This is a genomic window from Lysobacter sp. (genome assembly GCF_035655815.1).
Lineage (GTDB): Bacteria > Pseudomonadota > Gammaproteobacteria > Xanthomonadales > Xanthomonadaceae > Lysobacter_J.
On sequence record NZ_DASRTS010000021.1, the window covers coordinates 76,685 to 102,931 of the forward strand.

Sequence of the window (26,247 nt, forward strand, 5' to 3'; positions counted from 1 at the left end):
GCTTTCAGCCACTTTCGGATGCCCTGCATGAGCCAGAAGACCTCCCTGCGCGCCCTCGAACACCACGACGCCTTCATCGAACGCCACATCGGCCCCAACGATGCCGAAATCGCGCAGATGCTGGGCGTGGTCGGCTTCGATTCGCTGGACGCCATGACCGACGCGATCGTGCCGGCGTCCATCAAGTCGCCCAACCCGTTGGCGTTGCCCGCGCCGATCACCGAGGTCGAGGCCATCGCCAAGATCCGCGCGATCGCCAACAAGAACCAGGTCTTCCGCAGCTTCATCGGCCAGGGTTATTACGGCACGCACACGCCCAACGTCATCCTGCGCAACATCCTCGAGAACCCGGCCTGGTACACGGCCTACACGCCGTACCAGGCGGAGATCTCGCAGGGCCGCATGGAAGCGCTGATCAACTTCCAGACGATGTGCGCCGAACTCACCGGCATGGAGATCGCCAACGCATCGCTGCTGGATGAAGGCACCGCCGCCGCCGAAGCGATGACGCTGGCCAAGCGTTCGGCCAAGAGCAAGTCCAACACGTTCTTCGTGTCCTCCGGCGTACATCCGCAGACGCTGGAAGTGCTGCGCACGCGCGCCGAGCCGCTGGACATCGAACTGGTGGTCGCCGACGACAGCGAGGCGGCCAGCATCGACAGCTTCGGCGTGCTGCTGCAGTACCCCAACACCTTCGGCCAGGTGCACGACTACCGCGCGCTGGCCGACGCCGTGCACGCGCGCGGCGGCCTGGTGGCCGTCGCCACCGACCTGCTCGCGCTGACGCTGATCGCCGCTCCTGGCGAATGGGGCGCGGACATCGTCGTGGGCAACTCGCAACGCTTCGGCGTGCCGTTCGGCTTCGGCGGTCCGCACGCGGCGTTCATGGCCTGTCGCGACGCGTACAAGCGCTCGATGCCGGGCCGCCTGATCGGCGTGTCCATCGATGCCGAAGGCAAGGCGGCGTACCGCCTGACGCTGCAGACGCGCGAACAGCACATCCGCCGCGAGAAGGCCACTTCCAACATCTGCACCGCGCAGGTGCTGCTGGCGGTGATGGCGTCGATGTATGCCGTCTACCACGGTCCGGACGGGCTGCAGCGCATCGCGCGCCGCACGCACCGCCTGGCCGCGATCCTGGCCGCCGCGCTGCGCGGCGCCGGCGTCACGGTCGGTCCGGACTTCTTCGACACGCTGCACGTCGTCGATGTCGATGCGAACGCCATCCACGCCAAGGCCGAGGCCGCGCGCATCAACCTGCGCCGCATCGACGACCGCAGCCTGGGCATCAGCCTGGATGAAACCACCACGCGCGAGGACGTCGCCGCGATCGCCGCGCTGTTCGGTGCCAAGGTAGACGTGGACGCGCTGGACGCCAGCACCGCCGATGCGCTGCCGGCCGGCCTGCTGCGCACCAGTGCCTACCTGACGCACCCGGTGTTCAACACGCACCACAGCGAGCACGAACTGCTGCGCTACATGCGCTCGCTGGCCGACAAGGACCTGGCGATGGACCGCACGATGATCCCGCTGGGCTCGTGCACCATGAAGCTCAACGCCACCGCCGAGATGATCCCGGTGACGTGGCCGGAGTTCGGCAACATCCATCCACTGGCGCCGGCGTCGCAGGCGCAGGGCTACAAGCAGCTGATCGACGAGCTGGAAGCGATGCTGGTGGAATGCACCGGCTACGACGCCGTCAGCCTGCAGCCCAATTCGGGTGCGCAGGGCGAATACGCCGGCCTGCTGGCGATCCGCGCGTATCACCACTCGCGCGGCGAGGCCCATCGCGACATCTGCCTGATCCCCGACTCGGCCCACGGCACCAACCCGGCCTCGGCGCAGATGTGCGGCATGCAGGTCGTGGTGACCAAGACCGACAGCAACGGCAACGTCGACGTCGAGGACATCCGTCGCAAAGCCGAGAAGTACAGCGACCGCCTGGCCGCGATCATGATGACCTACCCCTCCACGCACGGCGTGTTCGAGGAAGAGGTCGTGGAGATCTGCGAGATCATCCACAAGCATGGCGGACAGGTGTACACCGACGGCGCCAACATGAACGCCCTGGTCGGCGTGGCGAAGCCGGGCAAGTGGGGCTCGGACGTTTCGCACCTCAACCTGCACAAGACCTTCTGCATTCCGCACGGCGGCGGCGGCCCGGGCGTCGGCCCGTGCGCGGTGAAGTCGCACCTGGCCCCGTTCCTGCCGCGTGCGCTGGGCAGCGATGGCGTCAAGACGCAGGGCGTGGGCGCCGGCGACGTCGGCATGGTCAGCGCCGCGAGCTTCGGTTCGGCCTCCATCCTGCCGATCAGCTGGATGTACGTGACGATGATGGGCGCCGCCGGCCTGCGCCGCGCGACGCAGGTCGCGCTGCTCAACGCCAACTACATCGCCAAGCGCCTGGCGCCGCACTACGAGACGCTCTACACCGGCCGCAACGATCTGGTCGCCCACGAATGCATCCTGGATCTGCGCCCGCTGAAGGATGCGACCGGCGTGTCGGCCGAGGACGTAGCCAAGCGCCTGATCGACTTCGGCTTCCACGCACCGACTCTGAGCTTCCCTGTGGCCGGCACGCTGATGGTGGAGCCGACCGAGTCCGAGTCGCTGCACGAGTTGGACCGCTTCGTCGACGCGATGATCCAGATCCGCGACGAGATCCGCGCGATCGAGGAAGGCAAGCTGGACCGCGAGGACAACCCGCTCAAGCACGCCCCGCACACGGCCACCGCCGTGTCGGCTAGCGAGTGGACGCACGCCTACCCCCGGGAGCTTGCCGCCTTCCCGCTGCCCAGCCTGCGCCTGCAGAAGTACTGGCCGCCGGTCGCGCGCGTGGACAACGTCTACGGCGACAAGAACGTCATGTGCGCCTGCATCCCGGTGGATGCGTACAAGGACGACGAACCGGTCGAAGCGTAAGAGGCACTGTTACCGGAATGAAAAAGGCCCCGCGAATGCGGGGCTTTTTTTGTGTTGCGCTGAGCGAGCGGCCAGGTGATCCATGCTTCTCAAAGGTTCCTCATCAGAATCCAACGGTTCGCGGCTGTGATCGTTGCCGAAGGCTCTGCTGTTGCTGTTGGTGTTGAACAACGAGCACGTTGCTAGACCCGTAGAGCGCCGCACATGGATGTGCGGCGCATAGCAAGGAGGTATGGATGCCGACTTGCGGGGCCCCTACTCTTTTTCCGGTCGTAGGATTGCTGTGTCGGGGAGGACCGTTTCTTTTGGTTACGTTTGACCGAAGGGAATCCAGTCGGACTTTGGGTCAGCAAAGAAAAGTGACCCGGCCGGCTTTAGACGGACGGAAGCTTTGGCTGTTGCTCCTGACAGGGCAACGGTAAAGCGTGAAAAGTCCCTGGATCCCCGCCTTCGCGGAATGACGAGCAAGGGCAACGGCCATGGATCCCGGCTTCCGCCGGATGGCATCAACCACCAGAGGCATCGCGACCGAGTCGAGTCTGGCAAAGCGTGAAACGTCCCTGGATTCCCGCCTTCACGGGAATGACGAGCAAGAGCAACGGCAAAGTGGATCCCGGCTTCCGCCGGGATGACGTGCAAAGGGGAAAGGAGCAAAGGAACAAAGAGCAAAGGAGCAAATGAGCAAAGGGCATGGCACGTTGCTAGTTAGACCGCCTAACGCGCGTCGCTCACACACTACTCATCTTCGTCGCTCGACCAGCGACATCGACATCGCTCCTCCACCGCGCATCGCGCCAGCAGAAGCGGCGCCGCCGCACGGCTGCATCGGCCACACCCGCGCGATGCGCTGGCGGATCACGCAACCCAGCGCGACCCAGCGGTCGAGGCGCTCGACCATCGCGCGCGGCGCGCTTTCCGGCGCGGTACCGCGACGTGCGCCACCACGCGGGATGCCGAGTGATTCGCGGCGTGCGCTGGCGCGGCTGGCGACCGCGCGGTCGATCGCACGCTGGACTGGTTCGGGTGCGGCGTAAACGCGCAGGGTGGGAAGGTCGTGCATACTCGGAGCGGCGTTGGCGACCGGCGCGGCATCGGCTTCCAGCGTCGCGTACACGCGCACGGTCGGCAGGTCGTGGGTGCGGATGGCCGTGGTGCCTGCGTTCTCGCGCGCCGACGCGGTGCGCGTGCCGATGGCGTGGGTTGCGGCCAGCAGGGCCAAAGCGGTCATCAACGACATGGTTTTCATGGGGCAATTCCTGGGGAAGGTGGCCGGCCAGCGCCGGCCACCGTGTGGTGCTTCGGGTTGGTAACTCGGACTAGCCGGAGACGATGGGTTCGAGCGCCTGGGCGATCCGCTGCTGCTGCTCCGGCGTGGTCATGCTTCCCAGCAGGCTGCGGAAACGCGGGTGCTCCGCGCCAGAGACGATGTACTGCCAGCGGTAGGCGCGACGCAGCACGTGCACGATCCGGTTGTGCTGGCGCTGGCCGAACGGCCGAGTGCAGCCGCTCTCGAAATACACCGCATCGGCATCGGCCTGCGCGCGCAGGATGTCGTCCACGGCGCCGATCAGCGCGATCAGGTCGTCCACGGCCACGTCGCGCGCGGCTTCGTCGATGCGCGCGTCCTCGGCGCGCCATTCCAGTTCGTCGACGATCGCGTGCTGGCATTCCTCGCGAAAGTGGAACAGGAACACGTCCCTCCACAGCGGGCACAGGCCGGCCTGCGGCGCGATGCTCTCTTCGTAGTGCCGCTGCACGAACAGCTCGATGTGGCAGATCAGCGCCAGCACGGCCCAGTGGCTCCGGTCCAGCACCGCGCGGGCGACCGCGTTGGGTTCAGCCGATTTGGCGTGGCCGGCCGGCATGCGCGCATCCATCAGCGCCTCCAGGCGCCGGAACAGTTCCTGGTGCTTGATCTCCTCGTCGGAGAAGCGCACCAGAGCTTCCAGTGCATTCTGGTCGCCCAGCCAGTGCTGGCCCGACGTCTGCAGCATCTTGGCGCCGATGAACCGTTCGCACAGTCCGAACATCCACGCGTAGGTGCGGCCCTGCACCTGGCTGAAGAAACGACGTTCGTCGTCGTCGAGGAAGTCGAGCTCGTCGACCAGCGACAGTCCGGGCGGCAGGAAGGTGAGCGCGTGGTCGAAATCGCGGCCACGGATCACGTCGGCATCGATGTCCCAGCGCACGCGCTTGGACACCTGGATGCAGCGCGCATAGCGTGCGCTGTCGCCGGCCGTCACTTGTGCGTTCCATCGCGGGACGGCTTTGAGGGCATTTGCAGCGTTCATGCTTCACTCCGGTGGTGCGGCACGGCGTCGGTCTCAGGCCGGCGCCATGGTGGGATCGAGTACCGATTGCACTTCCATCACGGTATCGGCGGGGAAGCCCGCGCGCCTGGCGTGTTCGCGGATCAGTGCTTCGTCGCGCGCCAGGTACACGCAGTACGTCTTGTCGTTGGCGACGTACGAATGCAGCCACTGCACGCCGGTGCCGAGTTCGTCCAGCACCCGGTTTGACTGCTGGGCGATGCCGCACAGCGCTTCGATGGGCTCGCGGCCGATGCCGTCGATGTTTCGTTCGATCACGTATTTCCTGAACATGGAACGTCCCTCCGGTGAATGCGTCCGCCACGGACGCGGTGGGCCGGTCTACGCCGGCGGATCGCTGGGACGCACGGCGTGCACGTTGGCGCCGTACGAGTGCAGTCGGTGATGAAACTTGCGTTCGATGGCGGTGCCGGCGAAGCACTCGAACCGCTCGGTCACGCGTGCATCGGCCAGTCCGCACTCGCGCAGCAGCTCGAGCAGCGCCGTTTCGGTCAGTGCGCCGCCGATGCAGCTGGCCCACAGGTCGGCATTGGCGCGCGCGGACGGCGAAAGCTCGCGGTCCAGCACCACATCGGCCAGCAGCAGCTCGCCGCCGGGGCGCAGCACCCGCGCCACCTCGCGCATGACGCGCGGCTTGTCCGGTGCCAGGTTCAGCACGCCGTTGGAGATCACGTAGTCGACGCTGGCGTCCGCCGCCGGCAGGTCCTCGAAGGTGCCCTCATGCAGCAGCACGCGATCCAGCAATCCTGCCTGCGCCGCCGCGCGTATCGCGCAGGTGCGCATGGCCGGTGTCAGGTCCACGCCTATCGCGCGCCCGCGCGGCCCGATGGCGCGCGCGGCGAGCAGCAGGTCGGTGCCCGCGCCGCAGGCGTGGTCCAGCACCACGGCCCCGGCACGAATCGTGCCAATGCGCAGTGGATTGCCCACGCCGGAGAAGCGCTCGGTGCACGCTGCCGGCAACGTAGCCAGTTCGGCCGCGTCGTAGCGCAGCTGCTGCACGGCGTAAACGGCCCCTGTGCGGAAGTGGAAGCCGCTGGCCGGCGCGCGAGCCACGCGCTCATACGTCGCCCGCACCTGCCGGTTCAGATAAAGCGTGTCCAGTGCGAGCGGGCAAGGCCTCATGGCGGACTCCGTGGCATCGCCGGCGGCGTTGCCGGCTCGGGGTCCAATCTAGGCAGCGCGCGTATCGGTCGGATTTCGCGCGCGGACGGATTTGTATCGCTTGGTAACGCGGGCGGATACTGCGGCGGTTGCGGGCCATGCCGGCCCGGACAGGACGGATGACGCCATGGCGCACACCCCCTGTGTCCTGGTGGTCGACGACGACCGCCCCACACGCGAGATGCTGGTCGAGGCGCTCGACACGCACGGCTTCCGTGCGCTGCAGGCCGAGGATGGTGCCTCGATGCGGCGCGAGCTCGAACGCGAAGCACCCGACATCGTGCTGCTCGACATCCGCCTGCCCGGCGAGGACGGCTTGTCGCTGGCGCGCTACCTGCGCGAGCGTTTCGACGTGGGCATCATCATGGTCACCGGCTCGGGCGACGTGATCGATCGCATCGTCGGACTGGAGATCGGCGCGGACGACTACGTGGCCAAGCCCTTCGATCCGCGCGAACTGCTGGCACGCGTGAAGAGTGTGCTGCGCCGCATCCAGGCACGGCCCGAGCCTGCGGCCGCCAGCATCGACGCTGCCGGCGATGCGCGGCGCGTGCCCTTCGGCCGCTGCACGCTGGACCTGGATGCGCACCGCATGTTCGACGCGGACGGCAGCGAAGTGGTGGTCACGCACATGGAATTCGATCTGCTGCGCGTGCTGTACGAACACGCCGGCAAGGCGCTCTCGCGCGACCAGATCCTCACGCTCACGCGCAACCGCGAGTGGGAGCCATTCGACCGCTCCATCGACATCCGCATCGCGCGCCTGCGACGCAAGGTGGAGGCGGACCCGGAGAATCCGCGCGCGATCCGCACGGTGCGCGGCGTGGGTTACATGTTCATGCCGTAGATGGGAGTGGACGTGGTCGGTTCCTCTCGCTTCTTGCCTGTCATTCCCGCGAAGGCGGGAATCCACTTGGCAGACGATCGTTCGGCTTGCCGAGCCGTGATGTCGTACAGGCATGGATTCCCGCCTTCGCGGGGATGACAACTGGAAACCGATTGCACGCGTGCGACATCCAAGACCCCGGCCATCCGTCCCGGAAACCCACTCCGATGGGTATATCCGCGCCAGCACATGGTTTCCCGCCATCCCTTTTGTTTCAGCCGTGTAACAGCCGCTTTCGCACGTGTCCGGCGTTCCTATACTCGGACCACGCCCGACGCACGAGCCATGCCATGAACATCGGCGGCCTTCCTTCCGAACCGCAGCTCGACGAGCGCGAGCGGGCGCTGCGCGACAGCGAGCTGCGCCTGCAGCAGGTGCTGGACAACACGTCCGCGGCGGTGTTCGCGAAGGATCGCGGCGGTCGCTACCTGTTCGTCAACCGTGAGTTCGAGCGGCTGACGGGGCGTGAGGCGCACGAACTGATCGGCCGCCATGATCGCGACATCTTTCCACCGGAGATGGCCGCCAGCCTGCGCCGCAACGACATGCGCGTACTGCTGGAGGCCCGCGCGATGGAGTTCGAGGAAAGCGGCGTGTTCGCCGGAGAGCAGCGCACGTTCCTGTCGGCCAAGTTCCCGCTGCTGGACATGGACGGTACGCCGTATGCGGTGTGCGGCATCGCCACCGACATCACCGTGCGCAAGCAGATCGAGACCGCGCTGAGCACCTCCGCGCTGGCGGTCTCGCGTGCGTACGGGCGCGACCTGTTCATCGAACTCTCGCGCTATCTCGCGGCCATCCTGGACGTGGACGTCGCGTTCATCGCCGAGAAGCGTCCGGACGATCCGGCGATGATGCACGTGCTGGCGTTCATCGCCGACGGCATGCCGCGCGAACACTTCGACTACGCGCTGGCCAACACGGCGTGCGCCACGGTGGTCGGCCATGGTTTCCGCATCTACCCGGCCGCGCTGAACTCGCAGTTCCCGTTGGACGACGACTTCATCGAGATGGGCGCCGAGAGTTACGCCGGCTATCCGCTCAACGACTCGCAGGGGCGGCCGCTGGGTCTGATCTCCATCGTCTCTCGCCGGCCACTGGAGCAGCCGGAATTCATCGAGTCGGTGATGAAGATCTTCGCGGTGCGCGCGGCGTCTGAACTCGAACGAGAGCGCGCCGATGCCGCGCTGGCCGCCTCGCAGGCCAGTTACCGTCAGATCTTCGACGCCAGCGAGGACGCGATCTTCGTGCACGACTTCGAGACCGGCCGCATCGTCGACGTGAATCCCAAGGCCTGCGCGCTGTTCGGCTACACGCAGCAGGAGATGCTGGACATCAGCATGGATGCGCTCGGTTCCGGCGAACCACCCTACACCGGCGCCGACGCGGCGGCGCACCTGGAACGTGCGCGCCGGGAAGGTTCGGTCGGTTTCGAATGGCATCGACGCAACAAGGACGGCAGCCTGCGCTGGGACGAGGTGTTCCTGAAGGTCGCCAACATCGGCGGCATGCCGCGCATCCTGGCCTTCTCGCGCGACATCACCGAACGCCGCAACGCCGAGGACGCGGCGCGTCGCAATGCGCAGCACCTGCGCGCCACGGTCAACGCCGCGCTGGACTGCATCATCGCGATGGACCAGGACGGCGTGATCGTCAAGTTCAATCCGGCGGCGGAGGCCTGCTTCGGCCTGACGGAACGCGAGGCGCTGGGCCGCTCGCTGGCGGATACCATCATTCCGCAACGCTATCGCGAGCGGCACCTGTTCGGCCTGCGACGCTATCTGGAAGGCGGCCCGGGGCCCGTGCTGAAGCAGCGCCTCGAGGTCACTGCCATGCGCGCGGACGGCAGCGAATTCCCGGCCGAGCTCGCCATCGGCGTGGACGATAGTCCGTCGGGCAAGGTCTTCATCGGCTACCTGCGCGACATCACCGAACGCACTCAGGCCGAGCAACGGCGCCGCCGGCTGGAGGCGCAATTGCTCCAGGCCAAGAAGATGGAAGCGCTGGGGCATCTCACCGGCGGCATCGCGCACGACTTCAACAACCTGCTGGCCAGCATCATGGGTTACGTCGGTTTGGCGAGTGAACGCACCGCGGGCGGCGAGGACGCGCGCCTGTCGGGTTACCTCGACCAGGCCTTGCAGTCTTGCGTGCGCGCACGCGACCTGATCCAGCAAATGCTGATGTTCAGCCGCGGCCAGAAGGGCCAGGCGCAGGCGGTGGACGCTGCGGCCTGCATCGAGCAGAACCTGGCGGTGCTGCGCCCCACCATCCCGCCGGAGATCTGCATCGAACAACACGTCGCGCCGGAGACGGGCGCGGTGCAGTTCGATCCCGTGCAGCTGGGACAGGTGCTGCTGAACCTGTGCGTGAACGCCTGCGATGCCATGCAGGGTGAAGGGCGACTGCAACTGGAACTTCGCGAGGTCCGCATCGACGCGGGCGAATGCGGCGCGTGCCGGCAACCGATCGAGGGCGAGTTCGTCGAATTGTCCGTGCGCGACAGCGGACCGGGGATCGAACCTGCCGTGCTGGAGCGGATTTTCGATCCGTTCTTTTCCACCAAGCCGCCCGGCAAGGGCGCCGGCATGGGGCTGGCGACGGTGCATGGCCTCGTGCATGAACACGGTGGCCATCTGCTGGTCGACACCGCCATCGGCGAGGGCACGTGCTTCCGCGTGCTGCTGCCACGCGGTACCGGCGCGCTGCGGCCGACACCTTCGCGACGCGCATCCGACCGTCCCGCACCGTCGCGGCAGGGGCGCGTGCTGATCGTCGACGACGAGCACAGCGTCGGCGAGTTCATGTGCGAGCTGCTGTCGAGCTGGGGGCTGGAAGCCGACTTCACCGCCGTGCCGGAACAGGCACTCGCCCTGGTGCGCGGCGCGCCCAGCCACTACCGGCTGCTGATCACCGACCATTCGATGCCCTCGATCACCGGCGTGCAGCTCGCGCAGGTTCTGGCGAAGATCGCGCCGGACCTGCCCGTGCTGCTGTACACCGGCCTGGCCGACCGCGTACAGGAAGACTCACTGCCGCCGAACATGCTGCGCACCGTGCTGCGCAAGCCCATCGATCACGCGCAACTGGCGCAGATCCTCAACGCGACGCTCGAACAGTCCGCCTGACGCGGCGTCACGCGGCCCACACCATCCGCTTACGCGCGTGCCGCGATACTCCGGTCGGCGTCGCGCGGGAGGTCGCATGGATCACGGCACATCGTCCCGGCGGGACATCATCGTCATCGGCTCATCCGCGGGAGGCGTGCCGGTGCTGCTGGACCTCGTCGCGGCCCTGCCCCCGCGATTCCCCGCCAGCATCCTGCTGGTGCAGCACATCGGGGCGCAGCCGAGCGTCCTGCCCGAGCTACTCAATCGCAGGGGGCGGCTACCCGCGTCGTTTCCGCGCGCGGGCCAGTTGCTGGAGCCGGGCACCGTGTTCGTCGCACCGCCCGATCAGCACCTGTTGCTGGTCGACGGCGCGGTACGGCTGACGCGCGATGCGAAGGAAAACCACGCACGCCCCGCCATCGATCCACTGTTCCGTTCCGCGGCGATCGCGCAGGGCCCCCGCGTGATCGGCGTGATCCTGAGCGGACGGCTCGACGACGGCACATCCGGGCTGCAGGCCATCAAGGCCTGCGGCGGCGTCGCGGTGGTGCAGGATCCCGACGAAGCCGAAGAGCCGAGCATGCCGCGCAGCGCCATCGACAACGTGGGGGTGGACGCGGTGGTGCCTTCGGCCAATCTGGCGCAGACACTGCAATCGCTGGTCGGGCAACCCGCGGGTCGACCCGTGTCGATACCGGCTGATCTGCTCTGCGAACACCAACTCAGCACCGGGGAGGCACCGGACCCCATGCAGAACCTCGACGCCCTTGGCAAGCCCTCGAAGATCGTGTGCCCCGAGTGCAGCGGCGTGCTCTGGGAACTGTCGGACACGAAACCGCAGCGCTACCGCTGCCACACGGGCCACGCCTTCACCCTGAACTCATTGCTGCAGACGCAGGCCTCGCGCACCGACACGGCCCTGTGGAGTGCCTTGCGCGCCCTCCAGGAGCGTGAACAGCTCCTGCGCTCGGCCGCGCAGGCGCATCGCCGGCTGCAGGCGGAGGCCGAAGGCGCGCGGCTGGAATTCGAGGCGGAGCACATCGCGCGGCATTCACAGCAACTGCAACGCCTGATCACCGGTGAAGGCGAACTCGCCTGACACCCATCGCGTTTGCCCACCCGGCGATGCCAGCCGATACTGCGCCTTTATCATCGCCGACCATCCCGATGACCAGGAAGCAGCGCACCTCCAAGTCCCAGGCCGAGGAAGACTCCGTTGGCCAGACAGAGGCGCAGGCCGAGGCCGACACCCTGGCGGTCGCCACGCCGCTGATTGTCGGCATCGGTGCCTCGGCAGGCGGGCTGGAAGCCTACAAGGCCTTCTTCGACAACATGCCGCGCACGGGCACGCAGGACATCGCCTTCGTGCTCGTCTCGCACCTCTCGCCGGACCACAGCAGCATGCTGCCGGAGCTGCTCGGCCGGCACACCTCCATGGCCGTCAGCGAAGCCGTCGACGGGATGCCGGTTGAAGGCGGCCATGTCTACGTGATCCCGCCCGACGCCACGCTGACCATCGTCGATGGCGTGCTGCAGCTGAGCAAGCCGGCGCCGCCGCGCCAGTACCGTTTTCCCATCGACACGTTCTTCATCTCCCTCGCCGAGGACCAGGGGGACAACGCCGTGTGCGTCGTTCTGTCCGGCAGCGGCAGCGACGGTGCCCGCGGCCTGCGCGCGATCAAGGAGCACGGCGGCCTGGCACTGGCCCAGGCGGCGATCGACCACGTCGCACTGAGCGGCATGCCCGCCAGCGCGGCGGCGACCGGCCAGGTGGACCACGTGTTGCCCGCGGAGGACATGCCCGCCAGGCTCCTTGCGCATTACCAGCACATGGTCGCCTCGCGGAGCAGGAAGGGCCCCGACGGCACGCGCCAGGACCTGAGCGCGCACCTGCAGACCATCTGCGGCCTGCTGCGCGCCGAAGTCGGCCACGATTTCAGCCAGTACAAGGAAAAGACGCTGATCCGCCGCATCCAGCGGCGCATGCAGGTGGTGCAGACGGACACCGTACAGGCCTACATCGAATACCTGCGACAGAACCCGCGCGAACTGGAGAACCTGTTCCGCGAACTGTTGATTGGCGTGACCGAGTTCTTCCGCGATCCCGAAGCGTTCGAAGCCCTGCAGGCCAGCGCGATTCCCGCACTGCTTGCCGACAAGAGCGCCGCCGACATCCTGCGCGTGTGGATTCCCGCCTGCGCGACGGGCGAGGAGGCGTATTCCATCGCCATCGCACTGGCCGAGGCCATCGCCCAGCGGCGTGGTGGGCCGAAGGTGCAGATATTCGCCACGGACATCGACGACCGCGCGATCAATGCCGCGCGGGGCGGCCGTTTCCGCGCGCCGCTGCCCGGCGTATCGCCCGAACGGCTGGAGCGCTGGTTCATCCAGGACGGCGAACACTACGTGGTCATCAAGCCGATCCGCGAGATGGTGGTGTTCTCGCCGCACAGCGTGATCAAGGACCCGCCCTTCTCGCGGCTGGACCTGATCTCGTGCCGCAACCTGCTCATCTACATGAACTCGGACCTGCAGGAACACCTGATCCGCACGTTCCAGTACGCATTGCGGCCTGGAGGCATCCTGATGTTGGGTCCGTCGGAGAGCCTGGGCCGCAATACGTCGCTGTTCTCGGTGCTGGACAAGAAGCACCGCCTGTACTCGCGTCGCGCCGATGGCCGCGCCAGCCTGCCGATGACCGCGCCCAAGCGGCTGGCTGGTATCGAGACCGCAAACCGGACGCCGCAGCCACGCACCGGCGGCGTCGAGGACGCCATCGACCGCAATGCCCGGCGCATGCTGGAGAAGCACGCGCCGGCGTACGTGGTCATCGATGCCAACCACGACGTACTGCGCTTCGCCGGCGATACCGGGCGTTACCTGGGGCCGTCGTCGGGCGCGGCCAGCCTCAATCTGTTCGCGCTGCTGCACAAGGGCCTGCGCGGCCCCGCGCGCACGGCCGTGCAGCAGGCGCTGCTGCGCCACAGCACCGTGATCCAGGAAGGCCAGCTCAATGGCGCCAACGGCGAGCGCATACCGGTCAGGCTGATCGCCGAACCCATCCTGGAGCAGGACGACGGCAACGCAGACCGCCGCGCGGCGTCCAGCCTGTGCCTGCTGATCTTCAAGGAACTGGCGACGGTGCCGCAGGCAACGCCCGACCCGACGCCTGCAGGGCGTCGCGCACGCGGCGAGGCGCGCCGCATCCGCGAACTCGAACTGGAGCTGGCGACCACGCGCGAGCAACTGCACACCGCGATCGACGAACTCGAGACGGCCAACGAGGAAATGAAGTCGGCCAACGAGGAGTACCAGTCGGTCAACGAGGAACTGCAGTCCTCCAACGAGGAGCTGGAGACCTCCAAGGAGGAAATGCAGTCGATCAACGAGGAACTGCAGACCGTCAACGTCGAGCTGAACAGCAAGAACGAAGCGCTGGCGCGGCTCAACAGCGATCTCCAGAACCTGCTGGAAAGCACGCAGATCGCCACGCTTTTCCTGGATTCCTCGCTGCACGTGAGCGGCTTCACGCCGGCCATCAGCGACCTGTTCCACCTGCGCGAAGGCGACCACGGCCGCCCCATCACCGAGATCACCGCGCGCATTCCGTACCCGCAGCTCAAGCAGGACGTGAAGCAGGTGCTGCGCACGCTGGCGATGGTCGAACGGGTGCTGCACGGTGGCGTCGACGACGCCGTGTACCTGTTGCGCATGCGTCCGTACCGCACCACCGACAACGTCATCGACGGCGTGGTGCTGACCTTCATCGACATCACCGAACGTCAGCAGCACGAATACGAGCGCGGGCGCCTGGCGGCCATCGTCGAGTCCTCGCAGGACGCGATCATCGGCCATAGCGTGGACGGCGTGATCACCAGCTGGAACGCCGGCGCCGAGCGCATGTTCGGCTACCCCGCCGTCCGTGCACTGGGCCGGTCACTGTCGATGTTGCTGCCCACGGATTCCCATCAGGAGCTGCAGTCCCTGCTGGCGGCCTGCTCGGCGCAGAGCAAGGCCGACGAGCTGCTGATGACCTGGCTGCGCCACGACGGCACGGAAGTGCCCGTGTCGCTGCGCTGCTCGCCGGTACTCGATCCGGGGGGCGCGGTGGTGGGCGGCTCCACCATTGCGCGCGACATCAGCGAGCGCAAGCACGCGGCATGGAAACTGGAGGAGAGCGAGCGACGCCTTGCGGCCATCATCGAGCAGACCACGGTGGGTATGGCGCAGCTGGACCTGGAAGGCCGGTTGGAGGCCGTCAATCCGCGTTACTGCGACATCGTGGGCCGCGCTTCGGACACGCTGATCGGCAAGCGCGTCGAGCAGTTGCTGGTGCCCGACGACGTGGCCGAGTACGAGCAACAGTTCCAGCTGCTGGTCGACCGCGGCACACCGTTCCAGATCGAACAGCGCTACCTGCGACCGGATGGCGTGGTGGTGTGGGTGAGCAACCACGTGTCGATCATCCACGATGAAGACGGCCGGCCGCTGCGCGCGGCGGCGGTACTGCTGGACATCACCCAGCGGCGTCTGGCCGCTCAGCATCGGGACATGTTGCTGAGCGAGCTCAACCACCGCGTCAAGAACACGCTGGCGACCGTGCAGGCCATCGCACTGCAGACGCTGGCGCATTCGCGGGATCTCGGCGCATTCCGCGACGCATTCACCTCGCGCCTGCTGGCCTTGTCGAGCACGCACGACCTGCTTGCACGCGACAGCTGGCGTGGCGTGGGCCTGCGCGACATCGTGATGACCGAGTTGGCGCCGTATCGCGACGACGGCACGCTCCGGGCGGACGTGGTCGGCGAGAACCTGCACCTGAACGCCAAAACCGCGCTTGCGCTGAGCCTGGCGCTGCACGAGTTGGCGACCAATGCAGGCAAGTACGGCGCGCTTTCGAACGCCACCGGTCGCGTGGGCGTCGAATGGCTGACGATGGAACGCGACGGCCAGCGCTGGTTGCAGTTGCGCTGGTCGGAGTACGGCGGTCCTGCCGTTACGGAACCCACGCACCGCGGCTTCGGCTCGCGTCTCATCAGCGAGGGAGTCGCGTATGAACTGGGCGGCGACGTTTCGCTTGACTTCCCCGTCACCGGTGCAGTCTGCACGATTGCGATCCCGTTGCCCGAAGCTGCTGTCGATTGATGTCCGCGCGTCTGCTCATGGTCGAGGACGAGATGTTCGTCGCGATGCTCCTGAAGGACCTGCTCACCGAGGCGGGTTACCGGGTGGTGTCCGCGGCGCGGCTGGAGGATGCGATGCACCTGGCGCGGAACGAATCCATCGACGGCGCTATCCTCGACATCAACCTGCACGGAGAGACGGTGTACCCGTTGGCCGAGCACCTGGAAGAGAACGGCGTGCCGTTCCTGTTCGCCTCGGCCTATTCGCGCAACTCGTTGCCCGAGGCATTTCGCGAACGCACCATCGTGCAGAAGCCCTACACCGCGCACAGCATGATGGCCGCGGTCAAATCGATGCTCAACGGCGGCTGACGCGTGTCACGCCACGAACGAGCACCAACGGAAGGCCCCGCATGCGGGGCCTTTCTTCTTTGCGCCGAGTCCGCTGCCCAGCTCATGCTGCGTTCGCGCTGACGCAACGATAACGCCGCATGGTGAAGCGTTACCTTCCTTGCTCGTGACCCTGCCTTGCTTGCGGGCCCGCCTTCGCTCCTCATCCCCGCGAACGCGGGAATCCATGGGACTTTCCATGCCTTACTGACTGGGCTCAAGCACCGTCAGTCAAGAGCTTCTCTCCATCTTGCCCGGGCTTGAACCAGCCCTCATCCGCCATGCTTCGCCAGCCACGCATCGATGGCCGGCAGACGTTCGCGGTGCACCTTGGCGCGATAGGCGATGTTCGCCATCGACGTTTCCGCGGCACGGCGCGATCCTTCGGCGACGTGCGCCTGCGCATAGGCGCGGATCCTTTCGATCATCGCCTCGTCGAGCGAGTTGTTGGCCAGTCCCGGGTAATACCTCGCACGCGACGTCGAATCGACCTTGGTGTCCACCTGGGCGATGTGCGCCACGGCGAAATCGAACGCCATGTCCGGGTGCAGACGGGCGACGGTGCGGATCATGCTGGCGCTGTTGGTCGCACCGGGCTCGTCGGTGAGCGCCAGCTCCAGCGCACGCTTCGCCAGCGCGGGGTCCTGCGCGGACGACAGCAGCGAATACATCTCGTCCTTCACCAGCGGCGTGGTTTCGGCCTTCGCCGCGGCGTGCAGCGCATCCCACGTCGCCGCATCCGTGTGGCGCGCGACCACCGACAGCACCGCCTTGCGCAACGCGCCCGGCACCGCGGAGGCATCACGCTGCTGCGCTGCGTAGCGGCGGCGCGCCTCCTCGATGACGTTGCGGTCGCCCAGCGCGCCCAGCGTGTCGATGAGCTCGGTGCGCAGGATCTTCACCGGGTCCGCCTCGCCCTGCTTCTCGTCCCAGCCGATGCGCGCCAGCACCGGCGCGAGTTGCGCGACGGCGAAGGCACGGAAGCGCTGCTGGCGCGCCGCGTCGCCGTCGTAGTAGTCGTCCAGCGAGCGCAGGCTGCCGGCGATGTCGCCCCAGATCTGCGGGTCGGCGTCACGCGGCGTGGCCTTCACCAGGTCCAGGTAGTCCGCCGGCGACTGCAGTCCGGCCAGTCCCAGCGACCACACGTCGTTCATCACGCCCAACTGGTCGATGGCATCGAGCCTGGCGAATCCGTCGCGGATTGCCGCGAACTGTGCCGGCGCGTACAGCGTGCGGTAATAGCCGGACTGTCCCGCATTGACCACCACCGGGCCGCAACCGGGCACGTCCAGCGTGCCGCGTCCGCCTTCGACGATAGTGCGCACCGGCTCACCGCCTACGGACTGCGCGATCACCGGCACGCGCCATGCCAGCGGCTGCTTGTCCGGGCGGTCCTTGGTGAACTCGCCCTGGGTCAGCGTGAGCGTGGTCCGGCCACCGGCACACTTCGCGTCGGCCACGCGGATCATCGGGATGCCCGGCTGCAGCGTGAAGTCGTGCGCGATATCGAGCATCGGCTTGCCCGACGCCGCCTGGATCTCGCGCCACAGGTCGTCCGACACCGTGTTGCCGTACGCGTGCGCCTTCATGTAGTTGCGCACGCCGGTACGCCAGGCATCGGCGCCGACGTAGCCCTCCAGCATGTGGATGACGGCGCTGCCCTTCTGGTACGTGATGGCGTCGAAGGCCTGGCTGGCCTGCTCCACCGTTTCCACGTGCTGCACGACCGGGTGCGTGGTGGCGACCGCATCGCGGCTCATTGCGGACTCGCGTCCGCCGACGATTTCCAGTCGCGTGTTCCATTCCGGATGCAGCTTCTGCGTGGTGCGTGCGGCCATCCAGGTGGCGAAGCCCTCGTTGAGCCACAGGTCGTCCCACCAGCTCATCGTGACCAGGTCGCCGAACCACTGGTGCGCGATCTCGTGCGCGGCGACCGAGAACACACGCTGCTTGTCCGACTGCGTGGAGATGCTGGGGTCCAGCAGCAACGTGTGCTCGAAAGTGAAGATGGCACCCCAGTTCTCCATTGCGCTGAAGAACTGGCTGCCGCCCGGCGAGGCCACGTTGTCCAGCTTGGGCAGCGGATACGGCGTGCCGAAGTAGTCGTTGTATTCGCGCAGCACGTCGGCGGAGGAGTCCAGCGCGAAGCGCGCCTGCTCGATGGCGCCGCGCTGCGTGACCACGCCCACCTCCACGCCCTCGGCCTGCGTGGTGGCTCGCTCGAAATCGCCGAGGCTGAAGAACAGCAGGTAGGTGGACATCTTCGGCGACGGCGCGAAGCGCACGTGGGTGCTGCCGTTGCCCAGATCGCGCGTCTGCGTGGCGGGCATGTTGCTCACCGCCAGTTGCCCGGTGGGCACCGTCGCTTCCAGCGTGAAGGTTGCCTTGTGCGAGGGCTCGTCCCACGAGGGAATCATGCGACGCGCGTCGGAGTTCTCGAACTGCGTGAACAGCGCGCGCTTGCGGCCGGCCTTCGTGTCGTAGTCGATGGCGAACAGTCCGTTGGCCTGCGTGCCGATGCGGCCGGTGTAGTCCAGCGCCAGCCGGTACCGTCCGGGCGCCAGCGGCTTGTCGAATCCGAACGTCGCGGTCTGCGCCTTCGCATCCACCGTCACCTTCGGCGACAGCGTCTTGCCCCTGCCGCCCTGCCCTACGAGCGACGCCGAGGAGAACTGCATGTCCAGTGCGTTGAGCACGATGCGGTCGGTGGCTTCCAGCACCTCCAGGTCGATCCCGACCTTGCCGTCGAACGTCAGCGACTGCGCGTGAGGCACGATCGCCACGTCGTAGTGCGTGGGCTTCACGTTGCGCGGCAACTGCGTCGTCGTGGTGGCGGTCATGGCGGCAGGCGTGGCGGCCGGAGCGGCCGCGGACAGGGTGCAGGCACCGGCCAAGGCCAGCGCGACGGCGGAAACCAGAATACGGCGCATCGACTTCTCCCCTCGTGAGCATGGGCCGGCCGCGGGCCGGTGCGGGACAGCGGCGCGCGTCCCCACGCGCACCGTGCCAGACCACGATTGTGCCCGTCCTGCCGGGATCGCGACCCGTGTCCGCCGTCATGTCCGGGTAATGGGACGCGGAGGCGCCCGGCACGCGGGCGCCTCATGAGCGTCACACCATCGGCGGATCGGTCTCGCGCTCCCACACGCGATGGCGGCCCAGCGCCTCGACAAAGCCCGCGATGGCGTCGCTCGGGTCCTCGCCGGGTTCGGTGGTGATGATGCCCGGGTCGCGTGAGCCGTCCGGCATCACCGGCGACACGCCCGCGCCTTCCAGCAGCATGCGCGAGGCGCCGAGCACCAGGATCGGCTTGCAGTGGCGGTACTGGTCCTTCACGAACTCCGCCGAACGGCCGTTGAGCGCCAGCGTGCGTACGGCCTTCTCGCCGTCGGGCAGCACCAGCGCGTCGAACAGCGGCGCCGGTTCGTTCTCCAGCGAGGCGTCGGCCTGCAGCGTTTCGCCCTGCATCGTGACCACCGGGCCGACGAACGAACCGACCAGCCGCGGCACCGCACCGCCTTCCAGCAGCGCGGCCTGCACGGCGGTGATGGATTCGCCGTCGATACCGTCGCAGACCAGCAGCGCGATCTTGCGCGAGCGGATGCTGCCGTCGCCCGGATGCGCCAACAGCGACAGCGCGGCGGACTGCTTCACTTCGGGACGCGGTACGCGTTCGATGGCCCGCGGCATCGGCTCCACGCCGCTGATGCCCAGGCCGGCCGCCACGCCTTCGGCCAGTTCGCGCGAGACGTTCATCAGCATGGACACCATGCGTTCGCGGATCGCCGGCACCGTCACCTTGCTCAGCTCGAAGCGGAACGCGCCGATGATGTGCAGCTTCTCCGACTCGCTCTGGCTCTCGTAGAAGAGCGTGGCCTGGTTGAAGTGCTCGGCGAACTTCTCCGGCCGTCCACGCAGTTCCTCGCCGCGTACCGGTTCCGGGAACGACACGAATCCCGCCGTGCCGGCCTGGAACGGACAACCGCCGCCAAGGCTGTTGGGTTCGTACGAGACACGGCCGCGGTTGATCGTCTGGCGATGGAAGCCGTCGCGCTGGTTGTTGTGCACCTCCACCACCGGCGCGTTGATCGGGATCTCGTGGAAGTTCGGCCCGCCCAGGCGCAGCAGTTGCGTGTCCACATAGGAATGGATGCGCCCAGCCAGCAACGGGTCGTTGGTGAAGTCGATGCCGGGCACCACGTGCGCGGCGCAGAACGCGACCTGTTCCGTCTCGGCGAAGAAGTTGTCCGGATTGCGGTTGAGCACCATCCGGCCGATGGGCTGCACGGGGACCAGTTCTTCCGGGACGATTTTGGTGGCGTCCAGCACGTCGAAGCTGAACTTGTTGGCCTGCTCGTCCGTGAAGATCTGCACGCCAAGTTCGTACTCGGGGAACTCCCCGGCCTCGATCGCCTCCCACAGGTCGCGCCGGTGGAAGTCCGGGTCAGCTCCGGAGATCTTCACCGCCTCGTCCCACGCCAGCGAATGCGTGCCCAGGCGCGGCGTCCAGTGGAACTTGACCAGGCGCGACTCGCCCGCCTCGTTGACGAAGCGGAACGTGTGCACGCCAAAGCCCTGCATCATCCGGAAGCTGCGCGGGATGGCGCGGTCGCTCATCAGCCACATCAGCATGTGCGTGGATTCGGGCATCAGCGACACGAAATCCCAGAACGTGTCGTGCGCCGATGCCGCCTGCGGCATGGCGTGGTGCGGTTCGGGTTTCACTGCATGCACCAGGTCCGGGAACTTCATCGCGTCCTGGATGAAGAACACCGGCATGTTGTTGCCGACCAGGTCCCAGTTGCCTTCGTCGGTGTAGAACTTGACCGCGAAGCCGCGCACGTCGCGCGCGGTGTCCTTCGAGCCGCGTTCGCCCTGCACCGTGGAGAAGCGCACGAACACCGGCGTGATCTTGCCGTCCTCCTGGAACGGCGCCGCGCGCGTGATGTCGCGCAGCGAGCGGTAGCACTCGAAGAACCCGTGCGCGCCGGAGCCGCGCGCGTGGACGATGCGTTCGGGAATGCGCTCGTGATCGAAGTGCGTGATCTTTTCGCGCAGGATGAAGTCCTTCAGCAGCGCGGGACCGCGCAGCCCGGCCTTCAGCGAGTCCTGGTTCTGCGCGACGGGCACGCCCTGGTTGGTGGTGATGGCGCGGCCCTGCGAGTCCGCGCGCACGCGATCGAGCGGCGCGATGGTGGAGTTGCGCCCGCTCGGCGCACGCGATCCGGTCTTGGGCGATTGCGAGGCCTCCGACAACGTACTGGCCGAGGCCAGTTCGGACGGTTTGACGTGCGCGCCTTCGGGCGGCGCCAGCGCGTTGTCGCGGCCGTACTCGGACGGCTTGTTGATGTTGTACGGCAGCGCGGCCGACCCGGCCTGCACGTCCACGCCCTGCTGCACCATCAGGTCGGAGGTGTCCGCTCCCGCCAGCGACGCCGGCCCGCTGTCGGTGTTGCGTCGCGCCGCACGCGCGGCGGTGGTCTTGGCACTCTTGCTGGCGGTCTTGCCAGCGCTCTTGCTCGCTGCGCCCTTGGCTGGCGTGGTGGTCTTGCGGGCTGGCGTCTTGCTCGAACCGCCGCGTGCGGGCGTCTTCCTGCTGGCCATGGCAATGGTCCTCGTCGTTGGCGTCGGGCCAGCATCGCCTGCGCGGCGCGACGTGCGCGTCAACTTCGCTCGTGCCTTCGCATCACCCGGGGTGACGCGCGCATGAGCACGGCCTGAAAGCATGCGGGCGCGGCTGCCTGGGCCGCGCCCGCGTCCGGATCAGCGCCGATGACTCGAACCGGCGCTCTTGCCGCCCTGCTGCTGACGGTTGTTGTCGCCCCGGCTGCGCGAGGACTCGCCCGAGGCGCTCTTCTTCTGCGAGCCGCTGCTGCTGGAGCCGCCGGCGCGCTTGGTGTGCTGGTTGATTCCGGTGGGATTGTTGTTTGGCATTGCTTCGCTCTCCTGGAGACCTGCGTGTTGCGGACGGCATGGCACGCCTGACGCGCGTCTGCCGGGAAGTCGGAGGTCGATGCCGGAACGGGGCGTCGGTTCACGCCCCCCGCGACAGGGTCCGGCAAGCGGCCTCCGCTAGGCTGAGCCGCAAGACGCGTGCCATGTGTTACGCGCATGTCGATGCGCGCACCACGTGCTCGCGCGGCGCGACGGCGCGAGGCGCGTCGTTGCCAGGCGCAGCCTTTGCAAACGTCGCGAAAGAATTGCGCTGAGGCCGGTGTCAGCTTCTACAAGGCAGCGCCGGACGCGCATTTGCGGGCGCTGCGGTCTTGCCAGGCTGGCATGGCGATTGCGTGGCTGGACGGTGCAATGCACCCGTGATCGGCGGCGGCGTGCCGTTGCCCCGCCCAACTACAGGAGAACCGACATGGCACGCAGGCTTCGACCGATCGAGGAACAGGTCATGGTGATTACCGGTGCCAGCAGCGGCATCGGGCTCGCAACCACGCTGGCAGCGGCCGAACGAGGCGCGAGCGTGGTCGCGGTGGCGCGCAGCGAACAGACCTTGCGCGACGTCGTCGATACGATCTCGTCCGCCGGCGGGCGGGCGATGATGGCCGTCGCCGACGTCTCCGACCGGCGCGCGATGGAGAACGTGGCCCGCGTGGTCGCCTCCGATTTCGGCCGCATCGACACCTGGGTGAACAACGCGGGCGTGGCGATCTATGGACGGCTGGAGGAAGTGGATGAGGAAGACAGCCGGCGCCTGTTCGACGTCAACTTCTGGGGCGTGGTGAACGGCAGCTTGGCCGCATTGCCGCACCTGCGCGCCAGCGGTGGCGCGCTGATCAACGTGGGCAGCGAAGTGTCCGAAGGCGTGATTCCGCTGCAGGGCATGTACAGCGCCAGCAAGCACGCGGTGAAGGGTTTCACCGACGCGCTGCGCCTGGAGGTCGAACAGGTGGACGAGGCGCCGGTGTGCATCACGCTGATCCAGCCCACCGCGGTGGATACACCGTATCCGGAGCACGCGCGCAACTACATGGATCGCGAACCCAAGCTGCCCACGCCGATGATCGATCCGGCGCAGGTGGCGCACGCGATCCTGAAGGCGGCGACGGAAGGTGGACGCGATGTGAAGGTCGGCGCCATGGCGTCCTTCAACACCACCATGAGCCGCCTGGTGCCCGGGTTGGCCGATCGCTTCGCCGCGATGCAGGCCGATCGCCAGCAGCGGGACGAACCGCCGCTGAATCCACAGGGCACGCTGTATCGCCCCAGCGAGACCGGTCGGGTGCACGGACGCGCGCAGGAGCCGCGTGCCGCGCATTGACGTTCAATCCGCATCAAGAACGCGCTGCGTCGCATTGACGCACGCGCAACGATCTCCCGCGCAGGCTCCCGTTACCTGTTCGAGTGGAGGGTAGCCATGAAGAGGAACGCGTTGCATGCGGCGATCGGCGCGCTGCTGCTGGTGCCTGCGCTGGCGATGGCCGACGACAAGATGAAGAAGATGGACACCAACGGTGACGGATCGGTCTCCGCGGCCGAGCACACCGCCGGTGCGACCAAGATGTTCGGCGAGATGGACGCCAACGGCGACGGCAGCGTCACCGCGGCGGAGATGGACGCGCACAAGGCCAAGATGAAGGGCGACAAGGCCAAGGGCGGCCGCGAGATGTCCAGTGCCGAGAAGATCCGCGCGATCGACACCAACGGCGACGGTGCGCTGTCGGCGGCCGAGCATTCGGCCGGCGCGCAGAAGAAGTTCGGCGAGATGGACGCCAATGGCGACGGCAACCTCACCGCGGCCGAAATGAAGGCCGGCCACGAGGCCATGAAGACCACGAAGGATCGCTGACGCGATGACGCGACCGGGTGGCTGCATGCCGCCCGGTCGCGCCCGTCAGTCCACCGGAACCGGTTCGTGCAGGGGCGCCACCGCCACGCGGTCGCGCCCCTGGTGTTTTGCGCGATACAGCGCGGCGTCGCCCGCGCGCATCAGCTCCAGCCCGACGGCACCGTGCTGCGGCATCAGCGCGATGCCTATCGACACCGTGATGCCCAGCATCGTCCCCGCCGGATCGCCGATGCGCAGCAGCGCGGCTTCGGCGCGGAGGTCTTCCGCACGTTCCAGCGCGATCTCCAGCGCGGTCTCGGGCAGAATCAGCGTGAATTCCTCGCCGCCATAGCGGCAGGCGATGTCCTCGGCGCGGCACTTGGCCTTCAGCAGCCGCGCGAAGGCCGACAGCGCCGCATCGCCCATGGCGTGCCCGTGCCGGTCGTTGAACGACTTGAAGTGGTCCACGTCGATCATCAGCACCGCCAGCGGCTGCCCGCGACGCTGGCAACGCGCGATCTCGCGCGCCTGCGATTCCTCGAGGTAGCGGCGGTTGTACAGGCCGGTGAGTCCGTCGCGCACGGCCTGGTGCTGCAGGCTCTCGCGCAGGCGCACGTTGGCCAGCGCCAGCGAGAGCTGCTCGCACAGGCGGACCGCCAGCGACTCGTCGGGAATCCTGCCGCGGCCCTCTCCCTGCAGCGACACCCAGCCCACCACTTCGCCGTGCGCGTTCAATGGAACGCACAGTCCGTGCACGTCGTCCGCGCCGGCCGGCCGGCCGATGTGGGCGCAGCGCAGGCCATGGCGCAGGTCCTCCATCGCGTAAGGGGCGTGCTTGCGCACCGACCAGCACGCCTGCAGCGCCGGCGCGGAATCGTTGGGCGCGACCGGACCGCCCCATTGCGCGACCATTTCGGCGTGGTCGCGTGAGGCGCGGATCACGTACAGGAACCCCGACAGCCCGGGCAGCAGCCGGCGGAACGTGCCGGCGGTGATCTCGTAGAGCTCCTGCGCGTCGGAGGCGCCCTGCAGCAGTCCGGCGTAGTGGCTCAGCGCGGCCATGCTGTCGGACAGCCGCGCCAGTTGCGCGACAGTGGCGCTGAGTTCCGCGTTGGACGCCGACGCCTGCGCCTCGGCCTGTTTGCGCACGCGGTTCTCGCGCGCCAGAAGGCGGTAGGTGTGGCCCACCAGCAGCAGGCTCACGGGAATGCCGATACCGGCCGCCAGCAGGACCAGCCAGGCGGACCGTTCGGCGCGCAGCGAGCGCCGGGCCAGCAGCGCGTTTTCTTCCTGGCGCAGCTGCTCCAGGCGCTGGGCCACGTCGGCATCGCCACGGCGTACCAGGGTCACCGTGACCGCGTCGGTCGGCGGCGAGGAACCCGACTGCGAGGCCTGCATCGCGTTGGCGCTGAGCTGCACGCGCTGCTCCAGCGCATCGCGCAGGCCTTCGGCACGCCGCCGCTGCGGCGGGTTGTCGGACATCAGTTCGGTCAGCAGGGACAGTTCGCGCTGCAGCTCGCCACTGGTGCGCCAGAAGCTGTCGCGGCTTTCCTGGCGCCCGGCCAGCAGATAGCCACGCGACTCGGCCACGGCGCGGTGCTTGAGCGACTCGATGCGGTCCAGCCGGCCCAACGCCGTGTAGGTGTGGGTCACCCAGCGGTAGTCGGATGCGAACTGGATCGCGTTGGCGACGAAATACACGCCCAGGGCGACGAGGATCACCGTGGCGGCCATGAAGCCGCGAGTGGGCGAGAGTTGGGGAAAGAGCATGTAGGGCGCCGGTCTCCGGCCGCGCTGAAGCGCAGGGGCGGCGTCCGTGCCCGATGGACAGATGATGCGAAGCGCGCGATCGTGCGGTCCGTTCGGTTCTGTTGCAAGTGTCATCGGCCGTGCGATGCATTTCTTGAGCGCCCGGTCACTTTTGGCGCCCGCCACCGCCCGGAGATGCCCGGATGATCGCCATCGACGTCCTGCTCGAACCCGATGCCACCCTGCTGGAGCGCGCACGGGCCGCCAATGCTCGGCTGCGGCGGGACCATCCCGCCGGATTCGCCTTCGACGATACCCACCTACCGCACGTGACGCTGGCGCAGCGGTATGTCCGACCGGGTGACCTGGCGTCGGTGTACGAGGCGCTCGCCAGGGTCGCCATCGACCACGCGCCGCGCAACCTGTGCCTGCGGATTGAGGCGTGCCATGTGCGGATCGAAGACGACACCGGCACGGCGTCGTGGCTGGTCTCGCCCGACGCGGCACTGGACCGGCTGGCACGCGAATGCCTGCAGGTGCTCACTCCGTTCGCCGTGTCGGGCGGCACGGCCGCGGCCTTCGTGCCCAACGAGGACGGTTCGCCGATCCGCGACAGCACGGTGCGCTATGTCGAAACCTTCGTGCCCGAGCACAGCGGCGACCATTACGTGCCGCACGTGACCCTGGGGAAGGCGCGCGCCGCGTTCCTGCGCATGCTGGCGGAGGAGCCGTTCACGCCTTTCGCCTTCGCGCCCGCGGCGTTGGCGGCGTACCAGCTGGGCAATCACGGCACCGCACG

Annotated in this window: 17 protein-coding genes; 9 read left to right on the forward strand and 8 right to left on the reverse strand. The window is 67.7% G+C overall.

Annotation, left to right across the window (positions count from 1 at the left end; translation table 11 throughout):
* Positions 1-18: 18 nt before the first annotated feature.
* Entirely contained in the window at positions 19-2,922 is a 2,904-nt protein-coding gene (gene gcvP / locus VFE83_RS05365; RefSeq protein WP_324903855.1) for an aminomethyl-transferring glycine dehydrogenase, read from the forward strand.
* Between the two features lie 739 nt (positions 2,923-3,661).
* Here the strand turns inward: gcvP and VFE83_RS05370 are convergent.
* From VFE83_RS05370 to VFE83_RS05385, 4 genes are all read right to left on the reverse strand, one after another.
* On the reverse strand, positions 3,662-4,168 hold the full coding sequence (locus VFE83_RS05370; protein WP_324903856.1) for a hypothetical protein: 507 nt from the start codon (positions 4,166-4,168) through the stop codon (positions 3,662-3,664).
* A gap of 70 nt (positions 4,169-4,238) precedes the next feature.
* Positions 4,239-5,213, reverse strand: coding sequence for a hypothetical protein (locus tag VFE83_RS05375; protein ID WP_324903857.1), 975 nt, complete (start codon positions 5,211-5,213; stop codon positions 4,239-4,241).
* A gap of 33 nt (positions 5,214-5,246) precedes the next feature.
* Positions 5,247-5,525 (reverse strand): DUF4242 domain-containing protein, encoded by a 279-nt coding sequence (locus VFE83_RS05380; RefSeq protein WP_324903858.1) that lies wholly within the window; start codon positions 5,523-5,525, stop codon positions 5,247-5,249.
* A gap of 48 nt (positions 5,526-5,573) precedes the next feature.
* Complete coding sequence (locus VFE83_RS05385; RefSeq protein WP_324903859.1) at positions 5,574-6,374, reverse strand: methyltransferase domain-containing protein; 801 nt, start codon at positions 6,372-6,374, stop codon at positions 5,574-5,576.
* Positions 6,375-6,540: 166 nt separating this feature from the next.
* Between VFE83_RS05385 and VFE83_RS05390 the strand changes: the two genes are divergently transcribed.
* The 5 genes from VFE83_RS05390 (at position 6,541) to VFE83_RS05410 (ending at position 15,904) form a co-directional block, all read left to right on the forward strand.
* Positions 6,541-7,260 (forward strand): response regulator, encoded by a 720-nt coding sequence (locus tag VFE83_RS05390; protein WP_324903860.1) that lies wholly within the window; start codon positions 6,541-6,543, stop codon positions 7,258-7,260.
* 329 nt (positions 7,261-7,589) lie between these two features.
* Positions 7,590-10,427 (forward strand): PAS domain S-box protein, encoded by a 2,838-nt coding sequence (locus VFE83_RS05395; protein ID WP_324903861.1) that lies wholly within the window; start codon positions 7,590-7,592, stop codon positions 10,425-10,427.
* A 76-nt stretch (positions 10,428-10,503) separates the two neighbouring features.
* Positions 10,504-11,508 carry a chemotaxis protein CheB gene (locus VFE83_RS05400; protein ID WP_324903862.1) on the forward strand — a complete coding sequence of 335 codons (1,005 nt, stop codon included), beginning with the start codon at positions 10,504-10,506 and terminating at the stop codon, positions 11,506-11,508.
* A gap of 68 nt (positions 11,509-11,576) precedes the next feature.
* Positions 11,577-15,554 carry a PAS domain S-box protein gene (locus VFE83_RS05405; protein WP_324903863.1) on the forward strand — a complete coding sequence of 1,326 codons (3,978 nt, stop codon included), beginning with the start codon at positions 11,577-11,579 and terminating at the stop codon, positions 15,552-15,554.
* A complete protein-coding gene (locus VFE83_RS05410) occupies positions 15,554-15,904 on the forward strand; it encodes a response regulator (RefSeq protein WP_324903864.1) in 351 nt (116 codons plus the stop codon). Before VFE83_RS05405 ends, VFE83_RS05410 begins: the two co-directional genes overlap by 1 nt.
* A gap of 290 nt (positions 15,905-16,194) precedes the next feature.
* On the opposite strand, the gene VFE83_RS05415 is transcribed toward VFE83_RS05410, so the two are convergent.
* From VFE83_RS05415 to VFE83_RS05425, 3 genes are all read right to left on the reverse strand, one after another.
* On the reverse strand, positions 16,195-18,852 hold the full coding sequence (locus VFE83_RS05415) for a M1 family metallopeptidase (protein WP_324903865.1): 2,658 nt from the start codon (positions 18,850-18,852) through the stop codon (positions 16,195-16,197).
* A gap of 181 nt (positions 18,853-19,033) precedes the next feature.
* Positions 19,034-21,526, reverse strand: coding sequence for a catalase (locus tag VFE83_RS05420; protein WP_324903866.1), 2,493 nt, complete (start codon positions 21,524-21,526; stop codon positions 19,034-19,036).
* A gap of 159 nt (positions 21,527-21,685) precedes the next feature.
* Positions 21,686-21,856 carry a hypothetical protein gene (locus VFE83_RS05425; RefSeq protein ID WP_324903867.1) on the reverse strand — a complete coding sequence of 57 codons (171 nt, stop codon included), beginning with the start codon at positions 21,854-21,856 and terminating at the stop codon, positions 21,686-21,688.
* A 430-nt stretch (positions 21,857-22,286) separates the two neighbouring features.
* Here VFE83_RS05425 and VFE83_RS05430 point away from each other — a divergent pair, with 430 nt between their 5' ends.
* Positions 22,287-23,192, forward strand: a complete 906-nt coding sequence (locus tag VFE83_RS05430; protein ID WP_324903868.1) for an SDR family oxidoreductase — start codon at positions 22,287-22,289, stop codon at positions 23,190-23,192.
* Between the two features lie 96 nt (positions 23,193-23,288).
* Positions 23,289-23,720, forward strand: a complete 432-nt coding sequence (locus VFE83_RS05435; RefSeq protein WP_324903869.1) for a hypothetical protein — start codon at positions 23,289-23,291, stop codon at positions 23,718-23,720.
* Between the two features lie 45 nt (positions 23,721-23,765).
* On the opposite strand, the gene VFE83_RS05440 is transcribed toward VFE83_RS05435, so the two are convergent.
* Entirely contained in the window at positions 23,766-25,469 is a 1,704-nt protein-coding gene (locus VFE83_RS05440) for a GGDEF domain-containing protein (protein ID WP_324903870.1), read from the reverse strand.
* Positions 25,470-25,651: 182 nt separating this feature from the next.
* Between VFE83_RS05440 and VFE83_RS05445 the strand changes: the two genes are divergently transcribed.
* A partial coding sequence (locus VFE83_RS05445; protein ID WP_324903871.1) for a hypothetical protein occupies positions 25,652-26,247 on the forward strand: 596 nt, incomplete at its 3' end.